The sequence below is a fragment of the Bradyrhizobium sp. Mp27 genome (assembly GCF_029953005.1).
Taxonomy (GTDB): Bacteria; Pseudomonadota; Alphaproteobacteria; order Rhizobiales; family Xanthobacteraceae; genus Bradyrhizobium; species Bradyrhizobium barranii.
The window spans coordinates 35957-52937 of record NZ_JASAUS010000037.1 but is presented as its reverse complement, the minus strand read 5'-3'; the positions used below and the strand labels follow the sequence as shown (position 1 = coordinate 52937).

The window sequence follows — 16981 nt, the reverse complement described above, 5'->3', positions numbered from 1 at the left end:
CACGGCTGATGACAGTAAGCGCAAAATTCGAGGAGCCGCCGCTATGACCGCCTACGACCCCAGCAACATCTTCGCAAAGATCCTGCGCGGCGAGTTTTCCTGCCACAAGGTCTATGAGGACGAGCATGTGCTTGCCTTCCTCGACATCATGCCGCGGGTATCGGGCCATACGCTGGTGATCCCGAAGGCGCCTGCCCGCAACATCCTCGACATCAAGCCTGATGACTACGCCCACGTCGCCCGGGGCGCGCACAAGATCGCGGCCGCTGCGATGAAGGCGTTCGAGGCCGACGGCATTACCGTGCAGCAGTTCAATGAGCCCGCCGGCGGCCAGGTGGTGTTTCATCTCCACATGCACGTGATGCCGCGCCACGACGGCGTGGCCATGCTGCCGCCCGCCAGCCGCAAGGAAGACGTCAAGGTCCTGGAAGAGAACGCGGCCAAGCTGATCGCGGCGCTGAAGGCGGGCTAGATATCAGCCCTGTAGCCCGGATGGAGCGAAGCGCAATCCGGGACCTTCCCCGCATTCCGCTGCGCTCCATGCGGGCTACGATCGCCGCCCCTCACTCCGTTTGAAAATCCCCTGCTTGCGGCGCGGCCAGCGGCGTGAATTCGCAACGATCTGGCTTGATGTCGATCAGCGGCGTGTTGTCGATGCAGTCGAGCCCGCGCACCAGAATGGCATTGCCCTCGATGCCGACGAGCTTGACGATCGAGGTGCCGATCGGGTTGGGCCGGACCGGTGAGCGCAGCGAAAACGTGCCGCGGGTCTTCTCGTTGTTCTTCGGGCTTTGCAGGACGATGTCGCGGCGCGACTTGTCGAGCCAGTAGAGCACTTCGAGATTGCTGTAGAAATCGACGCCCTTGATGGCCGGCACGAACGGCTCGAAGATCTCGAGCCGGCACACCGGGCCGTCCTGACGCCCCTGTCGCGGCGTCTCCATCCGCGAGGTCCAGGGCGTGCGGATGCGGCCGATGAAGACGAGGCCGGCATCCTCCGTCGACGGCAACTCGATGGCGATCTCACCCTCGCGGAGCTCGTTTTCGCGAACCATATTTCCCGTTCCTTGCTGTTCGGCGGTGGTTTTAGCCTAACCACCACTTGCCGGCCAGCATGAAGACTTCGCCTGTGACCACGCCCGCGAAGATCGAGCGGCGGGTCAGCAGGAAGGCGATTAGGCCTGCGGCGACCGCGCCATAGCGCAAGACGTCCGGCACGCTGGCGAGCGCCCCCGGCGGCTCCACCACGATCTGGGCGATGACGCCTGCCAGGATGGCGGTGGCGACCGCCCTCACCCAGACCAGCAGCTCCGAGCCCTCGTCGATGCCGCCGCCGAACCACAGGCCCAGCATGCGCCATATCTGGTTGGGAACAACGCCGGCAACGAACAGCACGACGAGTGCGTGCCAGTCGCCGATGAGCTGCGCAAAGCTCATGCGCGCACCTCCCGCCACCAATGCACGCCATAAGCGATCGTGCCGGCCAGCAAACCGCTGACGAGGATGTCGAGCCCGGAGTTCATCTTCGCGGCCAGCGGATAGAGCAGAGCCCCGAGCGTCAGCGCGACGACGTCGGCGACCTCGCGGCTGTTGCGCGCGGTCGAGAACAGGAACGACAGCGGCGTCAGCATCAGGATCGCGGCGCCTAGCGTCTGCGTCAGGTTGGCGGCAAGGAAATATCCGACCGTGTTGGCGGTGAGACACACGGAGACCAGACCAAAACCAAGTCCGTTGACGAAGGCGATGCGCCGCTCGCGCGGCACCTGCGGCAGGAAGCGATGGCATTCGACCCACAGCGTCACCGCCGTAAGATGCGCGGCGAAGAACAGCTCGCGCCGCTTGGTCGTCGGCGTGCGCATCAGGGGCAGCACCGAGACCACCATGGGAAACAGCCGGATCGCGCTGACGGTGACCGCGATCGCCGATTGGATGATGGTCGCGCCGGAGCCGAGCGTGGTGATCAAAATGATCTGCGCGGGGCCCGCCCAGACGAACAGCGTCGAGCAGAGCGCCCAGAGCAGGCTGAAATGGGTGTCATGGGCGAGCGCGCCGATGCCGAGATAGGTCGCGAACAGGACGAGCGTGAGGATCGTCTGCGTGATCGAACGCAGTCCCCACGCAAACGCGCGCCAGGAACTTTGCCATTGAGGGGAATCGAGCGGAGGAAGCGCCACGGGAGTCTTTGGCCGGATTGCGGAATCGTGCCCGCATAACGGGCAATGCCGTGGCTGGCGTCAAGGAAGCGCGCGGCGGGGCTGGCATGCGCGCGCGGGCAGACGCGCCTACCCGCTCACACCCCGGTTCTTCAGCACGAAGCAGGCACCTCCGGCTTTGCGGATGCGGTTGCACAGATCATCCGCCTCACTCCTCGTGTCCGCGCCGATGCGCACCTGGTAGAACGCGCGCGTACCGCGGCTGCGCATTACCGAGCTTAGCAAGCTCGGATCACGGTCGCCGATCACAGCGGTCAGCCGCGTGACGGCGCGGGAATACATCGCCAGCGCCCTGTTGCGGTCGAAGCCGGCAGCGAGCTGTACGCCCCAGACCTTTGCGGCAGCGAGCTCGACATGCTGTTCGAGCTCGGCGACGAAGGCATTCGGCGCGCGCTTGAGAAGCGCCATGAGATCGCGGCAGCTCGTCGGCGGCGATCTCGGCGGCCCTTTGCCGGTGCTACCGGCCTTGGCCCAGGCATCGACGCTCGTGCCGGTGATGGCATAGACGTAGTTGCGGGTCTGCTCCGGCATGCCGCCGGTGCCGGCGAGCCATTCCTGCACCCGGCGCGGCCCGGCGTTATAGGCGGCTGCGGCCAGGCCGAGATTGCCGAACTGGTTGCGCAGCTCGTTCAAGAACTCCGCCGACTTCGGCAGCGCCTGTACCGGATTGAAGGGATTGAGCAGCCCGCGCTCGCTCGCGGTGCCCGGCATGAACTGCGCGATCCCCTGCGCATGCTCGCCGCTGCGCGTCATGGGCCCCACGGCATCGGCCTGGAATCGGCTTTCCTGCCAGATCACGCGGGCGAAGAATTCCAGCGGCAGATTGCCATCCCGTGCGGCGGCCTCGACGATCAGGCAGATCGATTCCCGCGTGTCGCTCTCGCGCGCAGCGGCCGGCGTCGCCGGTGGCATCGCAAGCTCCTCGACGCTGGGGACGGCGATATTGGTCTTCGCGGGCGAGCTGTCCCACGCCGCCACCCGTGTCGCCGAGACGAGCAGTGCTGCAATGATGAGTGACGCAATTCGCGTCAGCCGTGCCCAAGCATCGCTGTGGCGCGCTCCGGCGCGGCATGCAACAAGATGATCTGCCATGTTGTGGCATCGTGTCATGGTTCGACGAGTTGCCAATATATGCTGTTTGACCCGCTTCTCCCAATGCGTTGCCCCGCCCCAGGGATCCGCGCGATCCTTGTCCTCCTAGCCCTCGTCCTGTCCGCCGCGCCGGCCATGGCGCAAGTCAACTGGCGGATGACCACGGAATATCCGCAAAGCAACATTTCCGGGATCGGGCTCACCAGTTTCGCCGATCGTGTCGCGGCGCGCACAAACGGTTTCGTGACCGTAGCTAACGCTTTCGACAACGAGCTCAAGATCAACTCGGGCGAAATGCCGCGCGCCGCGCTGGATGGTCGCATCGCCGGCGGCGACGCCTTCGCCGGCGCGCTCTCGGGCCTCGACCCGGTGCTCGGATTGTCCACCCTGCCCTTCCTGGTGCAGTCGGTCGACCTCACCCGCGCCGCCAATCTGCGGGCGCGCCCGCTCTATGAGAAGGCGCTCGCGGCGCGCGGCCTCAAGCTGCTCTACGTCACGATCTGGCCGGCCACGGGCCTTTGGTCGGACCATGCGCTGGAAGGCGCCGACGCCCTGCCGAAACTGAATTTGCGGGCCTACGACGCCAACTCCGGCGAGATCATGCGCGCGGCCGGCGCGAACGCACAGTTCCTGCCGATGGACGCGGCGCTCGCTGGCCTCAGGGAGCACCGGCTGAATGCGTTCCTCACCTCCGGCGACGGCGGCGCGGGACGCAAGCTCTGGGACTTCCTGCCCTACTTTACAGCGATCAACTACGCGATGCCGGTCTCGATCGCCTTCGTCCGAAGCGACGCATTTGCCGAACTGTCCGAGCCGATGCAGCGCGAGGTACTGGCCGCGGCGGCCGAGACCGAGCAAAGCCAATTCGCGCTATTGACCCATCGCACCCTCGAAAACTATGCGCGCATGCGCGACAACGGCGTCCGCATCGCCGAGCCGGCGCCGGCGTCCCTCGTCGCCGCGCTTCAGAAAGCGGCAACGCCCGCGATCGCCACCTGGGAGACGCAGGCAGGCGCCGATGCGACGGCGATCGTCGAATGGGCGAGACAGCAATAGGGCGAGACGTGGCGGCCGCCGGCATGCCACTGCGGTGCTGCGTTGACATGTCCGCCAGTCCCGCCTTTCACGCGCTTCTCGGTCCTATGTCGTGGCGGGCTTTTCAGCGCTGATTGCGCGGTCCAGGGCATCGATCAGCGTTTGAAGCTCGACGAACTTGTTTCGTGCTCGCTCGGCATTGTCACGATCAAAGGGAGCGGCCAGCACCTTCGCATGCGTATCCCTGTCCTCGATCATGCGATCGCGGGCCTTCTTCAATATGTCCAGTCGCTCGTTCATCCGTGCTCTCCGCCAATATCTGCTCGACCGCGACCAAATTCAGTCGAAACCGGCCGGAAGCTCGCCCTTTCGGAACAACACCGTAGGCTCATCGTCATAGTCACCCATCTCGGGATCGCCGCTGGACGAGAACGCGACGACGCCGAGTTTGCTCAAGGCCAGTCTCTCCGCCGTGCGCAGTGCGCCGCTTTCCGACTTGCAGACGATGGGGGAGTCGGCCTTCAGATTGCCACCCCTGCCGGCGTTGAACGCCTGCACGACGTAGGTTGTTTCGCGGACCATGACGGATCCCTCAGCAACCGCGACAGATATTCTTGAGTTTCGCCGCGGTGCGGGCTTCTTCCTCAAGGAACGGATCTTTATAGGGGGCTCGAGATACGTCCGTTTCTGACGCGGCGGGCTTCTTTGCTTGCGGCGGAAACGCAGCGTCGTAACAGGCGAGCCGTCCGCTCGTGCTTTCGATCGCGCGGCAGTCCGGCTCTTTCGCGACTGCGCCTTGCACGAATGTGCCAAGCGCCAATGCGACAATAAGCATTTTCATGCGGGTATCTTTCCTCGCGAAGGACCAGGCGCGCCGTTTGACGCCCCCCGCGCTCCTCATGCCTCGAACTGATCGAACTCGTCAGACAGCAGGACCCGGCCCTGCGGCGTGCATATCCGCACGTCGATATAGCCTTCCTGCAACAACTCCCTCGCCTTCTTCAGAGCGGCGGTCGCCGTGGTGCGGGCCAGGCTGACATAGCCGCTTTGATCGCGTCCGCTCACCAGATATTGGAGCGGCGTCCTATCCATGCAGAAAAGCCGCAGCAGCCACCAGGAGCAACAGAAACAGCGGGACGATCACCGGCGGCACGATCCAGTCGGCCAGATTAAATCGCGGCATGCACGCTCCTCCTCGTTCGGCGGGAGCGCTAGTGACCCTCAGTCACCGATAGATGCCATGGGAAGGGCGGTGATCGCAGAACTTTACGCTTATGCCCTGCCAATAGCGAGCTTTAAAACGGTACGCGACATCGACGCGGCGGCGTTGCCTTGAGGAGCGGCGTCGTTTAGGTCAAACAACGGCGGTATCAACACGGGCACGGCTGGCATGGCTACAATCTTCTTCGATCTCGACGGTACGCTGACCAACCCGAAGCCCGGGATCACCCGCTCGATCCAATACGCGCTGGAGCGGCTCGACCTTACCGTGCCGAGCGAGGACGAGCTGACCTGGTGCATCGGGCCGCCCCTGCACGCCAGCCTGAAGAAGCTCACCGGAAGCGACGAGCTCGCCGACCGTGCGCTACTGCTTTATCGCGAGCGATTTGCCGATATCGGCCTGTTCGAGAACGAGGCCTATGCCGGCATCATCGACACGCTGACGATGATCGCCGCAACCAGCCAGCGCATGTTCGTCGCCACCAGCAAGCCCGCGGTCTACGCCACCCGCATCGTCGATCATTTCAGCCTGAAACCGTATTTCGAGCGCGTGTTCGGCTCCGAGCTCGACGGCACGCGTGTCGACAAGCGCGAACTGCTGCGCTATGCGCTCGACGAAACGAAGGTCGATCCCTGCAGCGCGATCATGATCGGCGACCGCAGCCACGACGTGATCGGCGCCCGCACCAACGGCATGACCGCGATCGGCGTGCTCTATGGTTATGGCAGCGAGGCCGAGCTGCGGGATGCCGGCGCGCATCACATCTGCGCCGCGCATCCCGAGTTGCTCGGCCACTGCGCAGCCTAGGCGCTGACGGTCTCGACCGCCGCCAGCATGCCGGTCTTCGAATGGCAGTTCAGATATTCGAAGAACTGCTCGTCCGCGGCCGCCACCGTGACCTCGTGATAGAGCCGCAGCTTTGCCGACGGCCCGAGCGTCGACAGGTATTTCATCGCCGCGCCGAATATCTTGACATGGGTCGGATGCGACTCCGCCCAGCGCTCCAATGCGGCAAGGCTCCTCCACCAGCTCTGGCCGTAGGACTTTTCGCTCACGCTGCCGTCGGCGGAGAGCACCTGCATGTAACGGTTGGCGTAGCATCCGATCGCTAGCCCGTCGTCGCGCAGGAAATCCATACCCTCGCGCAGCACCGGCTCGACGTCGTCGAGGTAAAGCTTTCGCTCCGATGCCTCCGTATCGCTCCAGTCCTGCCCGGAGCGGATCAGGCAGAGATTGTCGTGCGCCTTCACCCGCAGCCGCGCGCCGTCGCGGATCAATTCCGGCGCGCCGCCCGGCGTCATCGGATCGGTCTGCGACAGCGGAATGCGATCGCGCATGCCGCCCCAATAGGCGTGCTCCTGCACCTCGCCGCTCATGTCGCCGGCGACTGCGGCCACGCCCTCGGGCCGGTCGAGCGAGGAGAACAGCGTCTCGTGCCGGGCGACCGTGGGACGCAGCACCTCGATGAAGGTGCCGATGCCCTCGCGCCGGTTCTCGGTCCAGGCTGCGCGCGCGGGTTCAAACCAGGTGTCGAAGCGCGCGATGTCGTCCCAATAGGCAACCGACACGACGGTCTCATAACCGGCGCGGTCGACGTAGCGGGCGCGATCCCAATGCGAAGGCCCGCCGTCGGCAGCAAACCGCGCCGCGATCTCGGCGAGTGCCGCCGTCGCAGCCGCCGGCGCCGCGCCGCGATACTGCACACCGAAATAGGCCATCACAACGCGGCTCACGGCGGGCTTGTAGCGCGCCACGAACGACGGATATGGCGGCTGGTAGTCGTCCGGCACGCGCTTGTGGCGCGTGCGCTGGGTCTCGAGATGCAGAGGAATTGCGGATTCCATGATCGTTCCCTCCCCTTGATCCCGGCGATCAGCTCGCCGCCGCCGCGATATCCGTGGGCTCAATGGTGTCGACCGGCAGCGCGAACTGCTCGACGCGCTGGTATCGCTTCTTGTTGAGCAGGAGCCGCGTCACGTCGGGCCGCGAATAATGCCCGGCGGGATCGGCAGCGTTCTTGGCAACACCGATGGCACCGAGATCGATCTCGGCCATCAGCAGACCCTCCTGGTCCGGCGCCAGCTTGTCACCGATCTGGCTGCCGTCGGGGCCGTAGATCGCGGCGAATCCGCCGCCGACATGCAGCAACGCATTCTTGTCGGGCCGGTCGCAGAGCTCGTCGATCATGGCCTGCGAGACCGTCGCGCATGGCGCGAGCACGAAGCAGGAGCCCTCCACCGCATAGACGCGCGAGGCGGCATTGTTGACCTCGGCGCCGAGCGCCGGCGCGAAGGGATCGTAGAGCGAGAAGCTCGGCCAAGCCGCAACATGCACCTGCTCGTTCTGGGCGTACATCGCGTATTTCGACAGTGGCTGGAGATGCTCCCAGCAGCACAATGCGCCGATGCGGCCAATGTCGGCTCTTGCATGGACGGCGAGATCGCTGCCGTCACCCTCGCCATAGACCGTGCGCTCGGCATGGGTCGGCCGCAGCTTGCGGCGCTTTGCGATGGTATCGCCGTCCGGCCCGATCAGCCATTGCGCCAGATAGAGACTGCCGCCGTCGCGCTCGGACAGGCCGAGCACGGCGGTGAGCTTTGCCCTGCGTACGGCGTCGCGCAGCCGCTCGGCCTGCGGACTGTCATAGGACAGCGAGTTGTCGAAGTAGCGCTGCACGAAGCCGCGGCCGATCGCCCAGGCCGGCGAGTCCATCCAGATATGCCAGGGGTAGCCGGGGATGAAGGCCTCGGGAAAGGCGATCAGCTTGGCGCCCTTCTCGGCGGCGTCCCTGATCAGCGCGATCGACTTGTCGATCGATGCGTCGAGATCCAGCCAGGCCGGCGCCGCCTGCACCACCGCGACCTTGTATTTCGGATGTTCGAAGCCCATTGCCGCCTCCATTGCCGGTTGATCGGAAGCCACGTCCGATGCAGTCTATTTGGCCAAGCCACCCGGCCGGGCGCTCGACCGCAGTGGAACAAAAACTCGACTGGCCGGGATCGCCGACGGGTACGGGACTTGCCTTCGGTCTGGCTGGATCTGCGCCAACATGCGGTTTTGCTGGATGTGACAGGGAGGCTTGCCGATGCCAATCCAGTTCACGACAGACGGCAGCCCTGGCTACCGGCGGCTGGCGCTGTGGCAGGACATCGTCTGCGACGTTTTCGTCGGGCTCGACTGCAAGTCCGACCTCGGCCGCGCCTTTCGCGGCTCGGTCACGCAGGCCCCGCTCGGCAGGGCCGTGTGCTCCGAGGTCTGCTCCGACCGCCAGCACGTATTCCGGACGCCATCCCGCATCGCGCGTTCGGATCAGGATTTTGTCCTGGTTGCGCTCGGCAATCGCGGCGATGGAGGCGTGGTGCAGGACGGCCGCGAGACCGTGATCCATCCCGGTGAGTTCGCGCTCTACGACACGACGCGTCCCTATGAGCTGAAGTTCAACCACGCCTTCACGCAGACCATCTTCAAGGTGCCCCGCGAAATGCTGCAACGCCGGCTTGGCGCCACCGAGACGCTCACCGCGATGTCGTTCGGCGCCGATGTGCCGCTCGAACGGCTCGCCTATGATTTCATCTTCAGGCTTTGCCAGAGCGCGGACCGACTTGCCCCGGACAACGCTGCGGCGCTGTCGGAGCAGGCCGTCGATCTGCTCGCGATGGCGCTGAGCGAACGGCTCGGCAAGACATCGCTGCCATCTTCCACCCACCGCTCCGCCCTGCTCTATCGCCTGAAGGCCCACATCCGCGCTCACCTGGCCGATCCCGACCTCTCGCTGTCGGAGGCCGCGGCTGCCCTCGGCATCTCGCCGCGATATGTGAACGATCTCCTTGCCGACGAGGATACCTCGTTCCAGCGCCATGTGCTTGCCGAGCGTCTCGCCCAATGCCGGCGTGACCTCGCCTCGCCCGTGCTGGCCCATCGCCATGTCAGCGAGATCGCCTTCGCCTGGGGCTTCAACGACCTCTCGCATTTCGGCCGCGTTTTCCGCGAGCATTTCGGAATGTCGCCGCGCGACTTCAGGCAGAGCCAGTTGCGGCACTGAGATCCAGCCAGCCATCACCTCGAGCCTTCGCTGCAGGCGAAGGCAAGGCTCGTCAATTCCAGATTGCCTTGTCCGGCTGCGCGCATCAGGCTGGCGTGCATGAGGACTCACGCCACCATAAGCGGATCGGAGCTGTTGCTGGGTGTGATCGCGATCAGGCTCGCGGTGCTGGTCCTGGTGGGCTGGGGCCTGACGCTGCTGCCGCGGCAGGCGCGTGACGGCGAAGCCGCCTGCTTCCCCTCGCCCGCAACCAGGGTCGAGGCTCAGTCATCGGTGAAGACGCCAGGCGCGCGCGTTGCCGATGCAGCATTCGATGACATGCGTCTGCACGACTAGGCCATTCCCGAGCAAGGCCGGTATGTGAGCGCGTGATAGGACGCGGCCCGCGCTTGCATTACCATCGCACCCCAAGGCCGCATCGATCAACCAGCGGCCAGCCGAGGAGCATATCGATGGAATACCGACGCTTGGGCCGATCCGGCCTCATGGTGCCCGCTTTGAGCCTGGGAACGGGCACCTTCGGCGGCGTCGGCCGCCTTGCTGCGTGGGGTACGACGGACGCGGCCGAGGCGCGGCGCCTTCTGGATATCTGCCTTGATGCCGGGGTGTCGATGTTCGACACTGCCAACGTCTATTCGCTCGGCGAATCCGAGCGCGTCCTCGGCGAGGCCATCAAGGGTCGCCGCGACAAGGTTCTGATCTCGACCAAGGCCACCTTCCGCTTCGGCGATGGGCCCAACGACATCGGCTCGTCACGGCAGCATCTGCTCGCGGCCATCGACGGTTCGCTGAGCCGGCTCGGCACCGATTACATCGACCTGTTCCAGCTTCACGGCTTCGACGCGTTCACCCCGCCTGAAGAGGTGCTTGCGACTCTCGACGTGCTCGTGCGCGCCGGCAAGATCCGCTATGTCGGCGTCTCCAACTTTTCGGGCTGGCACCTGATGAAGTCGCTCTCGGTTGCCGACAAGCATGGCTTCCCACGCTATGTCGCCAACCAGACCTACTATTCCCTGATCGGGCGCGACTACGAATGGGAGCTGATGCCGCTCGGCGTGGACCAGGGGCTGGGCGCAGTGGTCTGGTCACCGCTCGGATGGGGGCGCCTCACCGGAAAGATCCGACGGGGTCAACCGAAGCCCGAGGTCAGTCGCCTGCCCAAGACCGCCGATTTCGGCCCGCCCGTGCCCGATGAGCACGTCTATCGCGTCGTCGAGGCGATCGACGAGGTCGCCAAGGAGACGGGCAAGAGCGTCTCGCAGATTGCGCTCAACTGGCTGCTCCAGCGTCCGACGGTCTCGACGCTGATCATCGGCGCGCGCAACGAGACGCAGCTGCGCGAAAATCTCGGCGCGGTCGGCTGGACATTGACCAAGGACCAGATCGCAAAGCTCGATGCCGCGAGCAAGGTGACCTTGCCCTACCCGTACTGGCACCAGCGCGGCACCTTCTCCGACCGCAATCCGCCGGCGGTGTAGAGACGGTCAATTGCCCGACCGCTCGGCTCCCCGAGCCCTCGCAAAAGCGGTCCCGACCCGTTTTCCTGTGCCGGAAGGCCTGCTTCCGGCACAGGAACTGTCTGGGTCCTGCCGGGTTGCGATCCATCCTGCAATTTCCTAATCCGGGGATGAATCACGGCTCCAATCAGGCGCGCCTCCATCATGTCGTCTGCACCGATCGAGCATGCCGACGGCCTGCCGCAGCCGCAGCGCAACCAGGCGGTGCTGACGATTGCGCTCGGCATCATCATGGCGGTCGTCGACAGCGCCATCGCCAACGTGGCGCTGCCGACGATCGCAGCCGACCTCGATGCGAGCCCGGCCTTCTCGATCTGGATCGTCAATGGCTACCAGCTCGCGATCACGATCTCGCTGCTGCCGCTGGCTTCGCTCGGCGAGATCGTCGGCTATCGCCGCGTGTATCTGGCCGGGCTCGTACTGTTTACGCTCGCATCCGCCTTCTGCGCGCTGGCGCATACGCTGCCCTTGCTCACGATCGCGCGCATCATCCAGGGTTTTGGCGCCGCCGGCATCATGAGCGTCAACGCGGCACTGGTGCGCTTCACCTACCCACGGAGCCAGCTCGGTCGCGGCATCGGGATCAACGCGCTCGTCGTCGCCTTCTCGGCCGCGGTCGGCCCGACGCTCGCCGCGGGCATCCTGGCGGTCGGAACCTGGCCCTGGCTATTCGCCATCAACGTCCCGCTCGGTGCAGTGACGCTGGTGCTCGGCCTGCGCAGCCTGCCGCACACAAAACCCGCCGGCCGTTCCTTCGACTGGCAGAGCGCAGGCCTGTCCGCGATCACCTTCGGCATCGGCATCGCGGCCGTCGACAGCGTCGGTCATGGCGAGGCCGCCATCACCTGTCTCGTTCAATTCGCCATCGCCATCGTCGCAGGCGCGCTGCTGATCTACCGCGAAACCCACATGACCTCGCCGCTGCTGCCGGTCGACCTGTTGCGCATCCCGGTGTTCGCGCTGTCGATCGCCACCTCGATCGCCTCTTTCTGCGGACAGATGCTGGCCTTCGTCGCGATCCCCTTCTACCTCCAGAGCCGCTTCGGCTATTCCGCCGTGCATATGGGGCTCCTGATCACGCCGTGGCCGATCGCGGTGGCGTTCGCGGCCCCGCTCGCCGGCCGCCTGGTCGAGCATTATCCGGCCGGCCTGCTCGGCGGCATCGGGCTCACGCTGTTTGCCTGCGGCCTCGGCGCACTCGCCTTCCTGCCTGCAAGCCCGACGCCGGTCGACGTGATCTGGCGGATGGCGCTGGCGGGGGCCGGCTTCGGCCTGTTCCAGACCCCCAACAACCGCACCATGATCGCGGCCGCCCCGCGCGAGCGCGCCGGCGGCGCCAGCGGCATGCTGGGCACGGCGCGCCTTCTCGGCCAGACCACCGGCGCGGCGCTGGTGGCGCTGCTGCTCGGCCGCTATCCGACCGAGGGAACCAGGATCGCGCTCCTTGTCGCCGTCGGATTTGCGCTGTGCGGTGCAGTGCTGAGCATGCTGCGGCTGTCGCCCGCGGGAGCGCGCGGCGCCGAACACGTCCGGGTACAGGACGACCAGCGCCTGCGCGGCGAATAGCTCTCGTCCAGGTCAGCCGTCCTCACGCGCAACTTGTGCGTGGCTTAACTATCTGGAGCAATGCCTCCCGCTCCGGTTGCGCTTCATTGACGCGGGGAATAAGGGGCATTTCATGCGTTCATTTGGAATTGTGGCGCTCAGCGTCATGCTGGGCGGCTGCGCGTCTGTCACGCGTGGCACGACCGAAAACATCAGCATCTCATCGACACCGTCGGGCGTGGAAGCCGTCGTCAGCGGTATGGAAGTTCCGACCACCTGCACGACGCCGTGCTCCGTGGTCGTCAAGCGGAACGCCGACATTTCGATCACCTTCCAGAAGGAAGGCTATGAACCGCAGATCGTGCCGCTCAGCCGGGACATACCGACCTCCGGGGCCGCCGGCTTCGCCGGAAATCTTTTGCTCGGCGGTGTCGTCGGCATGGGCGTCGATGCTGCCACCGGGCGGCAACCGATCACAAGCCGAATCCTGTCATCGTGACCATGCAGCCGTCAGCTCCCGCCCGCGCACGGCCACCCGCGCCGAAGAAGCCGCGGCCGCCGGCGACGCCCGCACCCGACACCGGCACCTAGCGCCTCGCAACTGCCACGCAAACAAAAAGGCCGGCTTTTCAGCCGGCCTTTTCAATTCATATCGCTCGCAATCAAGCCTTGACCAGCGGGCCCTTCGAGGTCGGCCCCTTCGAGCCGCCGGAGCCGCCACCGCCCGGCTTGGACTTGCCCGGCGGACGCTTGCGGGCGCCGGGCAGCTTCTCCTGCTTCGGCGTGATCGGACCGTCGAGGAACTCGAACCCGATCTTGTCCTTGGTCTCGTCGGCCTCGTCCTTGACCAGGACAACGCGGACGTGGCCGCCACCCTTGAGCTTGCCGAACAGCACCTCGTCAGCCAGCGGCTTCTTGATGTGCTCCTGGATGACGCGGGCCATGGGCCGTGCGCCCATCTGCTCGTCGTAACCATGCTGGACCAGCCAGGTCTTGGCGGGCTCGGACAGTTCGATGGTGACGTCGCGATCGCCGAGCTGAGCCTCCAGCTGAAGCACGAACTTCTCCACGACCGTACCGATCACCTCGACGCTCAGATGGCCGAACGAGACGATGGCATCGAGACGGTTGCGGAATTCCGGCGCGAACTGCCGGTTGATCGCCTCGTGGTCGTCGCCTTCCCGCTTCGAGCGCGTGAAGCCGAACGCCTGCTTGGCGAGATCCGAAGCACCCGCGTTCGTGGTCATGATCAGGATCACGTTGCGGAAGTTGACCTGCTTGCCGTTATGATCGGTGAGCCGGCCGTGATCCATGATCTGGAGCAGCACGTTGTAGAGGTCGGGATGCGCCTTCTCGATTTCGTCGAGCAGCACCACGCAATGCGGATGCTGGTCGACGCCGTCGGTGAGCAGACCGCCCTGATCGAAGCCGACATAGCCGGGAGGCGCGCCGATCAGGCGCGACACGGTGTGCCGCTCCATGTATTCGGACATGTCGAAGCGCAACAGCTCGACGCCGAGCGACGCCGCGAGCTGCTTTGCCACCTCGGTCTTGCCGACGCCGGTCGGACCCGAGAACAAATAGCAGCCGATCGGCTTCTCCGGCTCGCGCAGGCCGGCACGCGCCAGCTTGATCGAAGCGGCCAGCGACTCGATCGCCTTGTCCTGGCCGAACACAGTGCGCTTCAGGGTCTGCTCGAGATGCTTAAGCACCTCGGCATCGTCCTTCGAGACGCTCTTCGGCGGGATCCGCGCCATCGACGCGATCGTGGTCTCGATCTCCTTGATGCCGATGGTCTTCTTGCGCTTGTTCTCGGCCACCAGCATCTGCGCCGCGCCTGACTCGTCGATCACGTCGATCGCCTTGTCCGGCAGCTTGCGGTCGTGGATGTAGCGCGAGGAGAGCTGCACCGCGGCCTCGATCGCCTCGTTGGTGTACTTCAGCCGATGGTAGTCCTCGAAGTAAGGCTTGAGACCTTTGAGGATCGCGATCGCGTCCTCGACCGTCGGCTCGTTGATGTCGATCTTCTGGAAGCGCCGCACCAGCGCGCGGTCCTTCTCGAAGTGCTGGCGGTATTCCTTGTAGGTGGTCGAGCCCATGCAGCGGATCGTGCCCGAGGCAAGCGCCGGCTTGAGCAGGTTCGACGCATCCATCGCCCCGCCCGACGTCGCACCCGCACCGATCACGGTGTGGATCTCGTCAATGAACAGGATGGCGTTGGGATGCGCTTCGAGCTCCTTCAGCACCTGCTTCAGGCGCTCCTCGAAGTCGCCACGATAGCGCGTGCCCGCGAGCAGCGTGCCCATGTCGAGCGAGAACACGGTCGCAGCCGCAAGAACCTCCGGCACCTCGCTGTCGACGATGCGCTTGGCGAGGCCCTCCGCGATCGCGGTCTTGCCGACACCGGCCTCGCCCACGAACAGCGGGTTGTTCTTCTGCCGGCGGCACAGCACCTGGATCGCGCGGTTGATCTCGGAATTGCGTCCGATCACCGGATCGATCTTGCCGTCGCGCGCCTTCTTGTTGAGGTTGACGCAATAGGTCTCGAGCGCTTCGCCCTTCTTCTTGGCGTCCTCGGTACCCTTTGCCTCGGTCTCCTCGTCGACGCCGCGCACCGGCCGCGCCTCGGAGACGCCCGGCCGCTTGGCGATGCCATGGCTGATGTAGTTGACGGCGTCATAGCGCGTCATGTCCTGCTCCTGCAGGAAATACGCAGCATGGCTCTCGCGCTCGGCGAAGATCGCGATCAGCACGTTGGCGCCGGTCACCTCTTCGCGGCCGGACGATTGCACGTGGATCACCGCGCGCTGGATCACGCGCTGGAAACCGGCGGTCGGCTTGGCGTCGTCGGCGCCATCCGTCACCAGATTCTCGAATTCGGTTTCAAGGTAGTTGACGAGGCTCGTGCGGAGCTTGTCGAGATCGACGCTACAGGCGCGCATGACGGCGGCTGCATCGGAGTCGTCGATCAGGGAGAGCAAGAGATGCTCGAGCGTCGCGTATTGGTGATGACGCTCGTTTGCGATCGCCAGCGCACGATGCAGGGATTGTTCAAGGCTTTGGGAAAAAGTCGGCATTCGCGTCCTCTATGGCCCCCACCATCATGATCGCCATCGCCCGGTCAGGCAACAACAACCTTTGTCACATATAGTTATACAAGACCGCGGCGAAAGACCGGTTCCGCGACTCAAATGGGCATTACGCGCCCACGGCATGCTCGATGCAAAACCCGTTCCGATTTGGGCAGAACTACCCATTTGGGCAGGATTGACGCCGCTGATTTTCGCGGGATCACGCAGCAGGATGTGCTGCCGTCACATACCGCACGAACAGAACCGATCTAAATAACTCTGGATGTGAACGCGCAGTTATTTCTTTTCCATCACGCATTGCAGCGGATGCTGGTGCTTGCGGGCGAAGTCCATCACCTGCGTCACCTTGGTCTCGGCGATCTCGTAGGTGAATACGCCGCACTCGCCGATGCCGTGATGATGGACATGCAGCATGATCTTGGTCGCGGCCTCGATGTCCTTCTGGAAGAACTTCTCCAGCACATGGACGACGAATTCCATCGGCGTGTAGTCGTCGTTCAGGATCAGCACACGATACAGGTTCGGCCGTTTGGTCTTTGGCTTGACCTTGGTGATGACAGACGTATTCGGCCCCGTCGGTCCGCCCGAACGGTTCTCGTCATTGCTCATACGAGGAGCGTGGGCAGCGGCTTGCGCGGACAGGTCTAGTCTGAAAGTCAGGTGCGGCATGGCTCAGGCGTTCAAATTCCCCACGGAAGCGAGTGACGGTCAGCCGCGCGGCCCCGCCCTTCGGAGCTTTGCACGGGCGCGCCGCCTTGTTGGATCACCGCTTCCAACCGGTCCGGTCAAGCCCGGCTCGATTGTAGGGAATATGGGCCCGCCCCCGGCTCGCCGCAAGCGTGCAACGGTCTGACCAATATGGTCGAGGCAGTCCCGATTCCCGGTCCGGCGATCCTGACCAAGGTTAGTCAATCCGGACCGATTTGACAAAAGTTTCGGCCGGCACCGTTTAGAACATCTTCACCAGGAACCCGGCCGTTAAGCGGCAGCGGCGGTTTCGCGGGATACCTCCGGTTTTCTACGGTGTCCAATCGAGCTGCCGTTCAATCGCGTGGCGCCTGGTGCGCATGCGCGTCACCATGCTGCTCGACAAGGCCGGCTCTATCGCCCAGGACGGCAAGATGTCGGCGATGCAGACGGCCGCGAAGAACCTGGTCGACCAGCTCAGTGGCCTAGTGCTCCCGCCGACGGTCTCAATGTGCAGAACCACTGGTGGTACAGCA

General features: G+C 64.9%; 19 protein-coding genes and 1 pseudogene. 8 read left to right on the top strand and 12 right to left on the bottom strand.

Going from position 1 to position 16981, the window contains the following annotated elements; translation table 11 throughout:
* The first annotated feature begins 43 nt into the window (after positions 1-43).
* Positions 44-472 (top strand): HIT domain-containing protein, encoded by a 429-nt coding sequence (locus QJT78_RS20240; RefSeq protein WP_028150556.1) that lies wholly within the window; start codon positions 44-46, stop codon positions 470-472.
* A 91-nt stretch (positions 473-563) separates the two neighbouring features.
* Here QJT78_RS20240 and tsaA read toward each other — a convergent pair whose 3' ends face one another.
* The 4 genes from tsaA to QJT78_RS20220 form a co-directional block, all read right to left on the bottom strand.
* Positions 564-1055 (bottom strand): tRNA (N6-threonylcarbamoyladenosine(37)-N6)-methyltransferase TrmO, encoded by a 492-nt coding sequence (gene tsaA / locus QJT78_RS20235; protein WP_028150555.1) that lies wholly within the window; start codon positions 1053-1055, stop codon positions 564-566.
* A 31-nt stretch (positions 1056-1086) separates the two neighbouring features.
* Positions 1087-1437 (bottom strand): AzlD domain-containing protein, encoded by a 351-nt coding sequence (locus QJT78_RS20230; RefSeq protein ID WP_028150554.1) that lies wholly within the window; start codon positions 1435-1437, stop codon positions 1087-1089.
* The gene (locus QJT78_RS20225) at positions 1434-2174 is read right to left on the bottom strand and encodes an AzlC family ABC transporter permease (RefSeq protein ID WP_028150553.1); all 741 of its coding nucleotides are present in this window, start codon (positions 2172-2174) and stop codon (positions 1434-1436) included. Before QJT78_RS20225 ends, QJT78_RS20230 begins: the two co-directional genes overlap by 4 nt.
* A gap of 108 nt (positions 2175-2282) precedes the next feature.
* Positions 2283-3305 (bottom strand): lytic transglycosylase domain-containing protein, encoded by a 1023-nt coding sequence (locus QJT78_RS20220; protein ID WP_281460284.1) that lies wholly within the window; start codon positions 3303-3305, stop codon positions 2283-2285.
* Between the two features lie 39 nt (positions 3306-3344).
* Between QJT78_RS20220 and QJT78_RS20215 the strand changes: the two genes are divergently transcribed.
* Positions 3345-4361: a TRAP transporter substrate-binding protein gene (locus tag QJT78_RS20215; protein WP_028150551.1), complete on the top strand. Its 1017-nt coding sequence runs from the start codon at positions 3345-3347 to the stop codon at positions 4359-4361.
* A gap of 84 nt (positions 4362-4445) precedes the next feature.
* On the opposite strand, the gene QJT78_RS20210 is transcribed toward QJT78_RS20215, so the two are convergent.
* Genes QJT78_RS20210 through QJT78_RS20195 form a run of 4 tightly spaced genes read right to left on the bottom strand, consistent with a single transcriptional unit; the run spans position 4446 to position 5432 of the window.
* Complete coding sequence (locus QJT78_RS20210) at positions 4446-4640, bottom strand: hypothetical protein (protein ID WP_028150550.1); 195 nt, start codon at positions 4638-4640, stop codon at positions 4446-4448.
* A gap of 39 nt (positions 4641-4679) precedes the next feature.
* Positions 4680-4922 (bottom strand): hypothetical protein, encoded by a 243-nt coding sequence (locus tag QJT78_RS20205; protein WP_028150549.1) that lies wholly within the window; start codon positions 4920-4922, stop codon positions 4680-4682.
* A gap of 10 nt (positions 4923-4932) precedes the next feature.
* Positions 4933-5181, bottom strand: a complete 249-nt coding sequence (locus QJT78_RS20200) for a type VI secretion system-associated protein TagO (protein WP_028150548.1) — start codon at positions 5179-5181, stop codon at positions 4933-4935.
* 56 nt (positions 5182-5237) lie between these two features.
* Positions 5238-5432 (bottom strand): hypothetical protein, encoded by a 195-nt coding sequence (locus tag QJT78_RS20195; protein ID WP_028150547.1) that lies wholly within the window; start codon positions 5430-5432, stop codon positions 5238-5240.
* Between the two features lie 298 nt (positions 5433-5730).
* Here QJT78_RS20195 and QJT78_RS20190 point away from each other — a divergent pair, with 298 nt between their 5' ends.
* On the top strand, positions 5731-6369 hold the full coding sequence (locus QJT78_RS20190) for an HAD family hydrolase (protein ID WP_038944170.1): 639 nt from the start codon (positions 5731-5733) through the stop codon (positions 6367-6369).
* Here QJT78_RS20190 and QJT78_RS20185 read toward each other — a convergent pair.
* The gene (locus QJT78_RS20185; RefSeq protein ID WP_028150546.1) at positions 6366-7406 is read right to left on the bottom strand and encodes a phenylacetaldoxime dehydratase family protein; all 1041 of its coding nucleotides are present in this window, start codon (positions 7404-7406) and stop codon (positions 6366-6368) included. The genes QJT78_RS20190 and QJT78_RS20185 overlap by 4 nt on opposite strands.
* A 28-nt stretch (positions 7407-7434) precedes the next feature.
* The gene (locus QJT78_RS20180) at positions 7435-8451 is read right to left on the bottom strand and encodes a carbon-nitrogen hydrolase family protein (protein WP_038944171.1); all 1017 of its coding nucleotides are present in this window, start codon (positions 8449-8451) and stop codon (positions 7435-7437) included.
* Between the two features lie 196 nt (positions 8452-8647).
* Between QJT78_RS20180 and QJT78_RS20175 the strand changes: the two genes are divergently transcribed.
* The 5 genes and pseudogenes from QJT78_RS20175 to QJT78_RS20155 all read left to right on the top strand — a co-directional run bounded on the left by QJT78_RS20175 (position 8648) and on the right by QJT78_RS20155 (position 13257).
* Positions 8648-9604, top strand: a complete 957-nt coding sequence (locus tag QJT78_RS20175; RefSeq protein WP_038944172.1) for a helix-turn-helix domain-containing protein — start codon at positions 8648-8650, stop codon at positions 9602-9604.
* Between the two features lie 99 nt (positions 9605-9703).
* On the top strand, positions 9704-9940 hold the full coding sequence (locus QJT78_RS20170) for a hypothetical protein (RefSeq protein WP_028150544.1): 237 nt from the start codon (positions 9704-9706) through the stop codon (positions 9938-9940).
* A 116-nt stretch (positions 9941-10056) separates the two neighbouring features.
* Positions 10057-11082, top strand: a complete 1026-nt coding sequence (locus QJT78_RS20165) for an aldo/keto reductase (RefSeq protein ID WP_014494659.1) — start codon at positions 10057-10059, stop codon at positions 11080-11082.
* Between the two features lie 183 nt (positions 11083-11265).
* Positions 11266-12687: an MFS transporter gene (locus tag QJT78_RS20160; protein ID WP_049807810.1), complete on the top strand. Its 1422-nt coding sequence runs from the start codon at positions 11266-11268 to the stop codon at positions 12685-12687.
* Between the two features lie 112 nt (positions 12688-12799).
* Positions 12800-13257, top strand: a pseudogene (locus QJT78_RS20155) (PEGA domain-containing protein).
* A 71-nt stretch (positions 13258-13328) separates the two neighbouring features.
* On the opposite strand, the gene clpA reads toward QJT78_RS20155, so the two are convergent.
* Both clpA and clpS read right to left on the bottom strand, forming a co-directional pair.
* A complete protein-coding gene (clpA, locus tag QJT78_RS20150) occupies positions 13329-15743 on the bottom strand; it encodes an ATP-dependent Clp protease ATP-binding subunit ClpA (protein WP_014494656.1) in 2415 nt (804 codons plus the stop codon).
* A 291-nt stretch (positions 15744-16034) separates the two neighbouring features.
* Entirely contained in the window at positions 16035-16367 is a 333-nt protein-coding gene (gene clpS, locus QJT78_RS20145; protein WP_014494655.1) for an ATP-dependent Clp protease adapter ClpS, read from the bottom strand.
* Between the last annotated feature and the right edge of the window lie 614 nt (positions 16368-16981).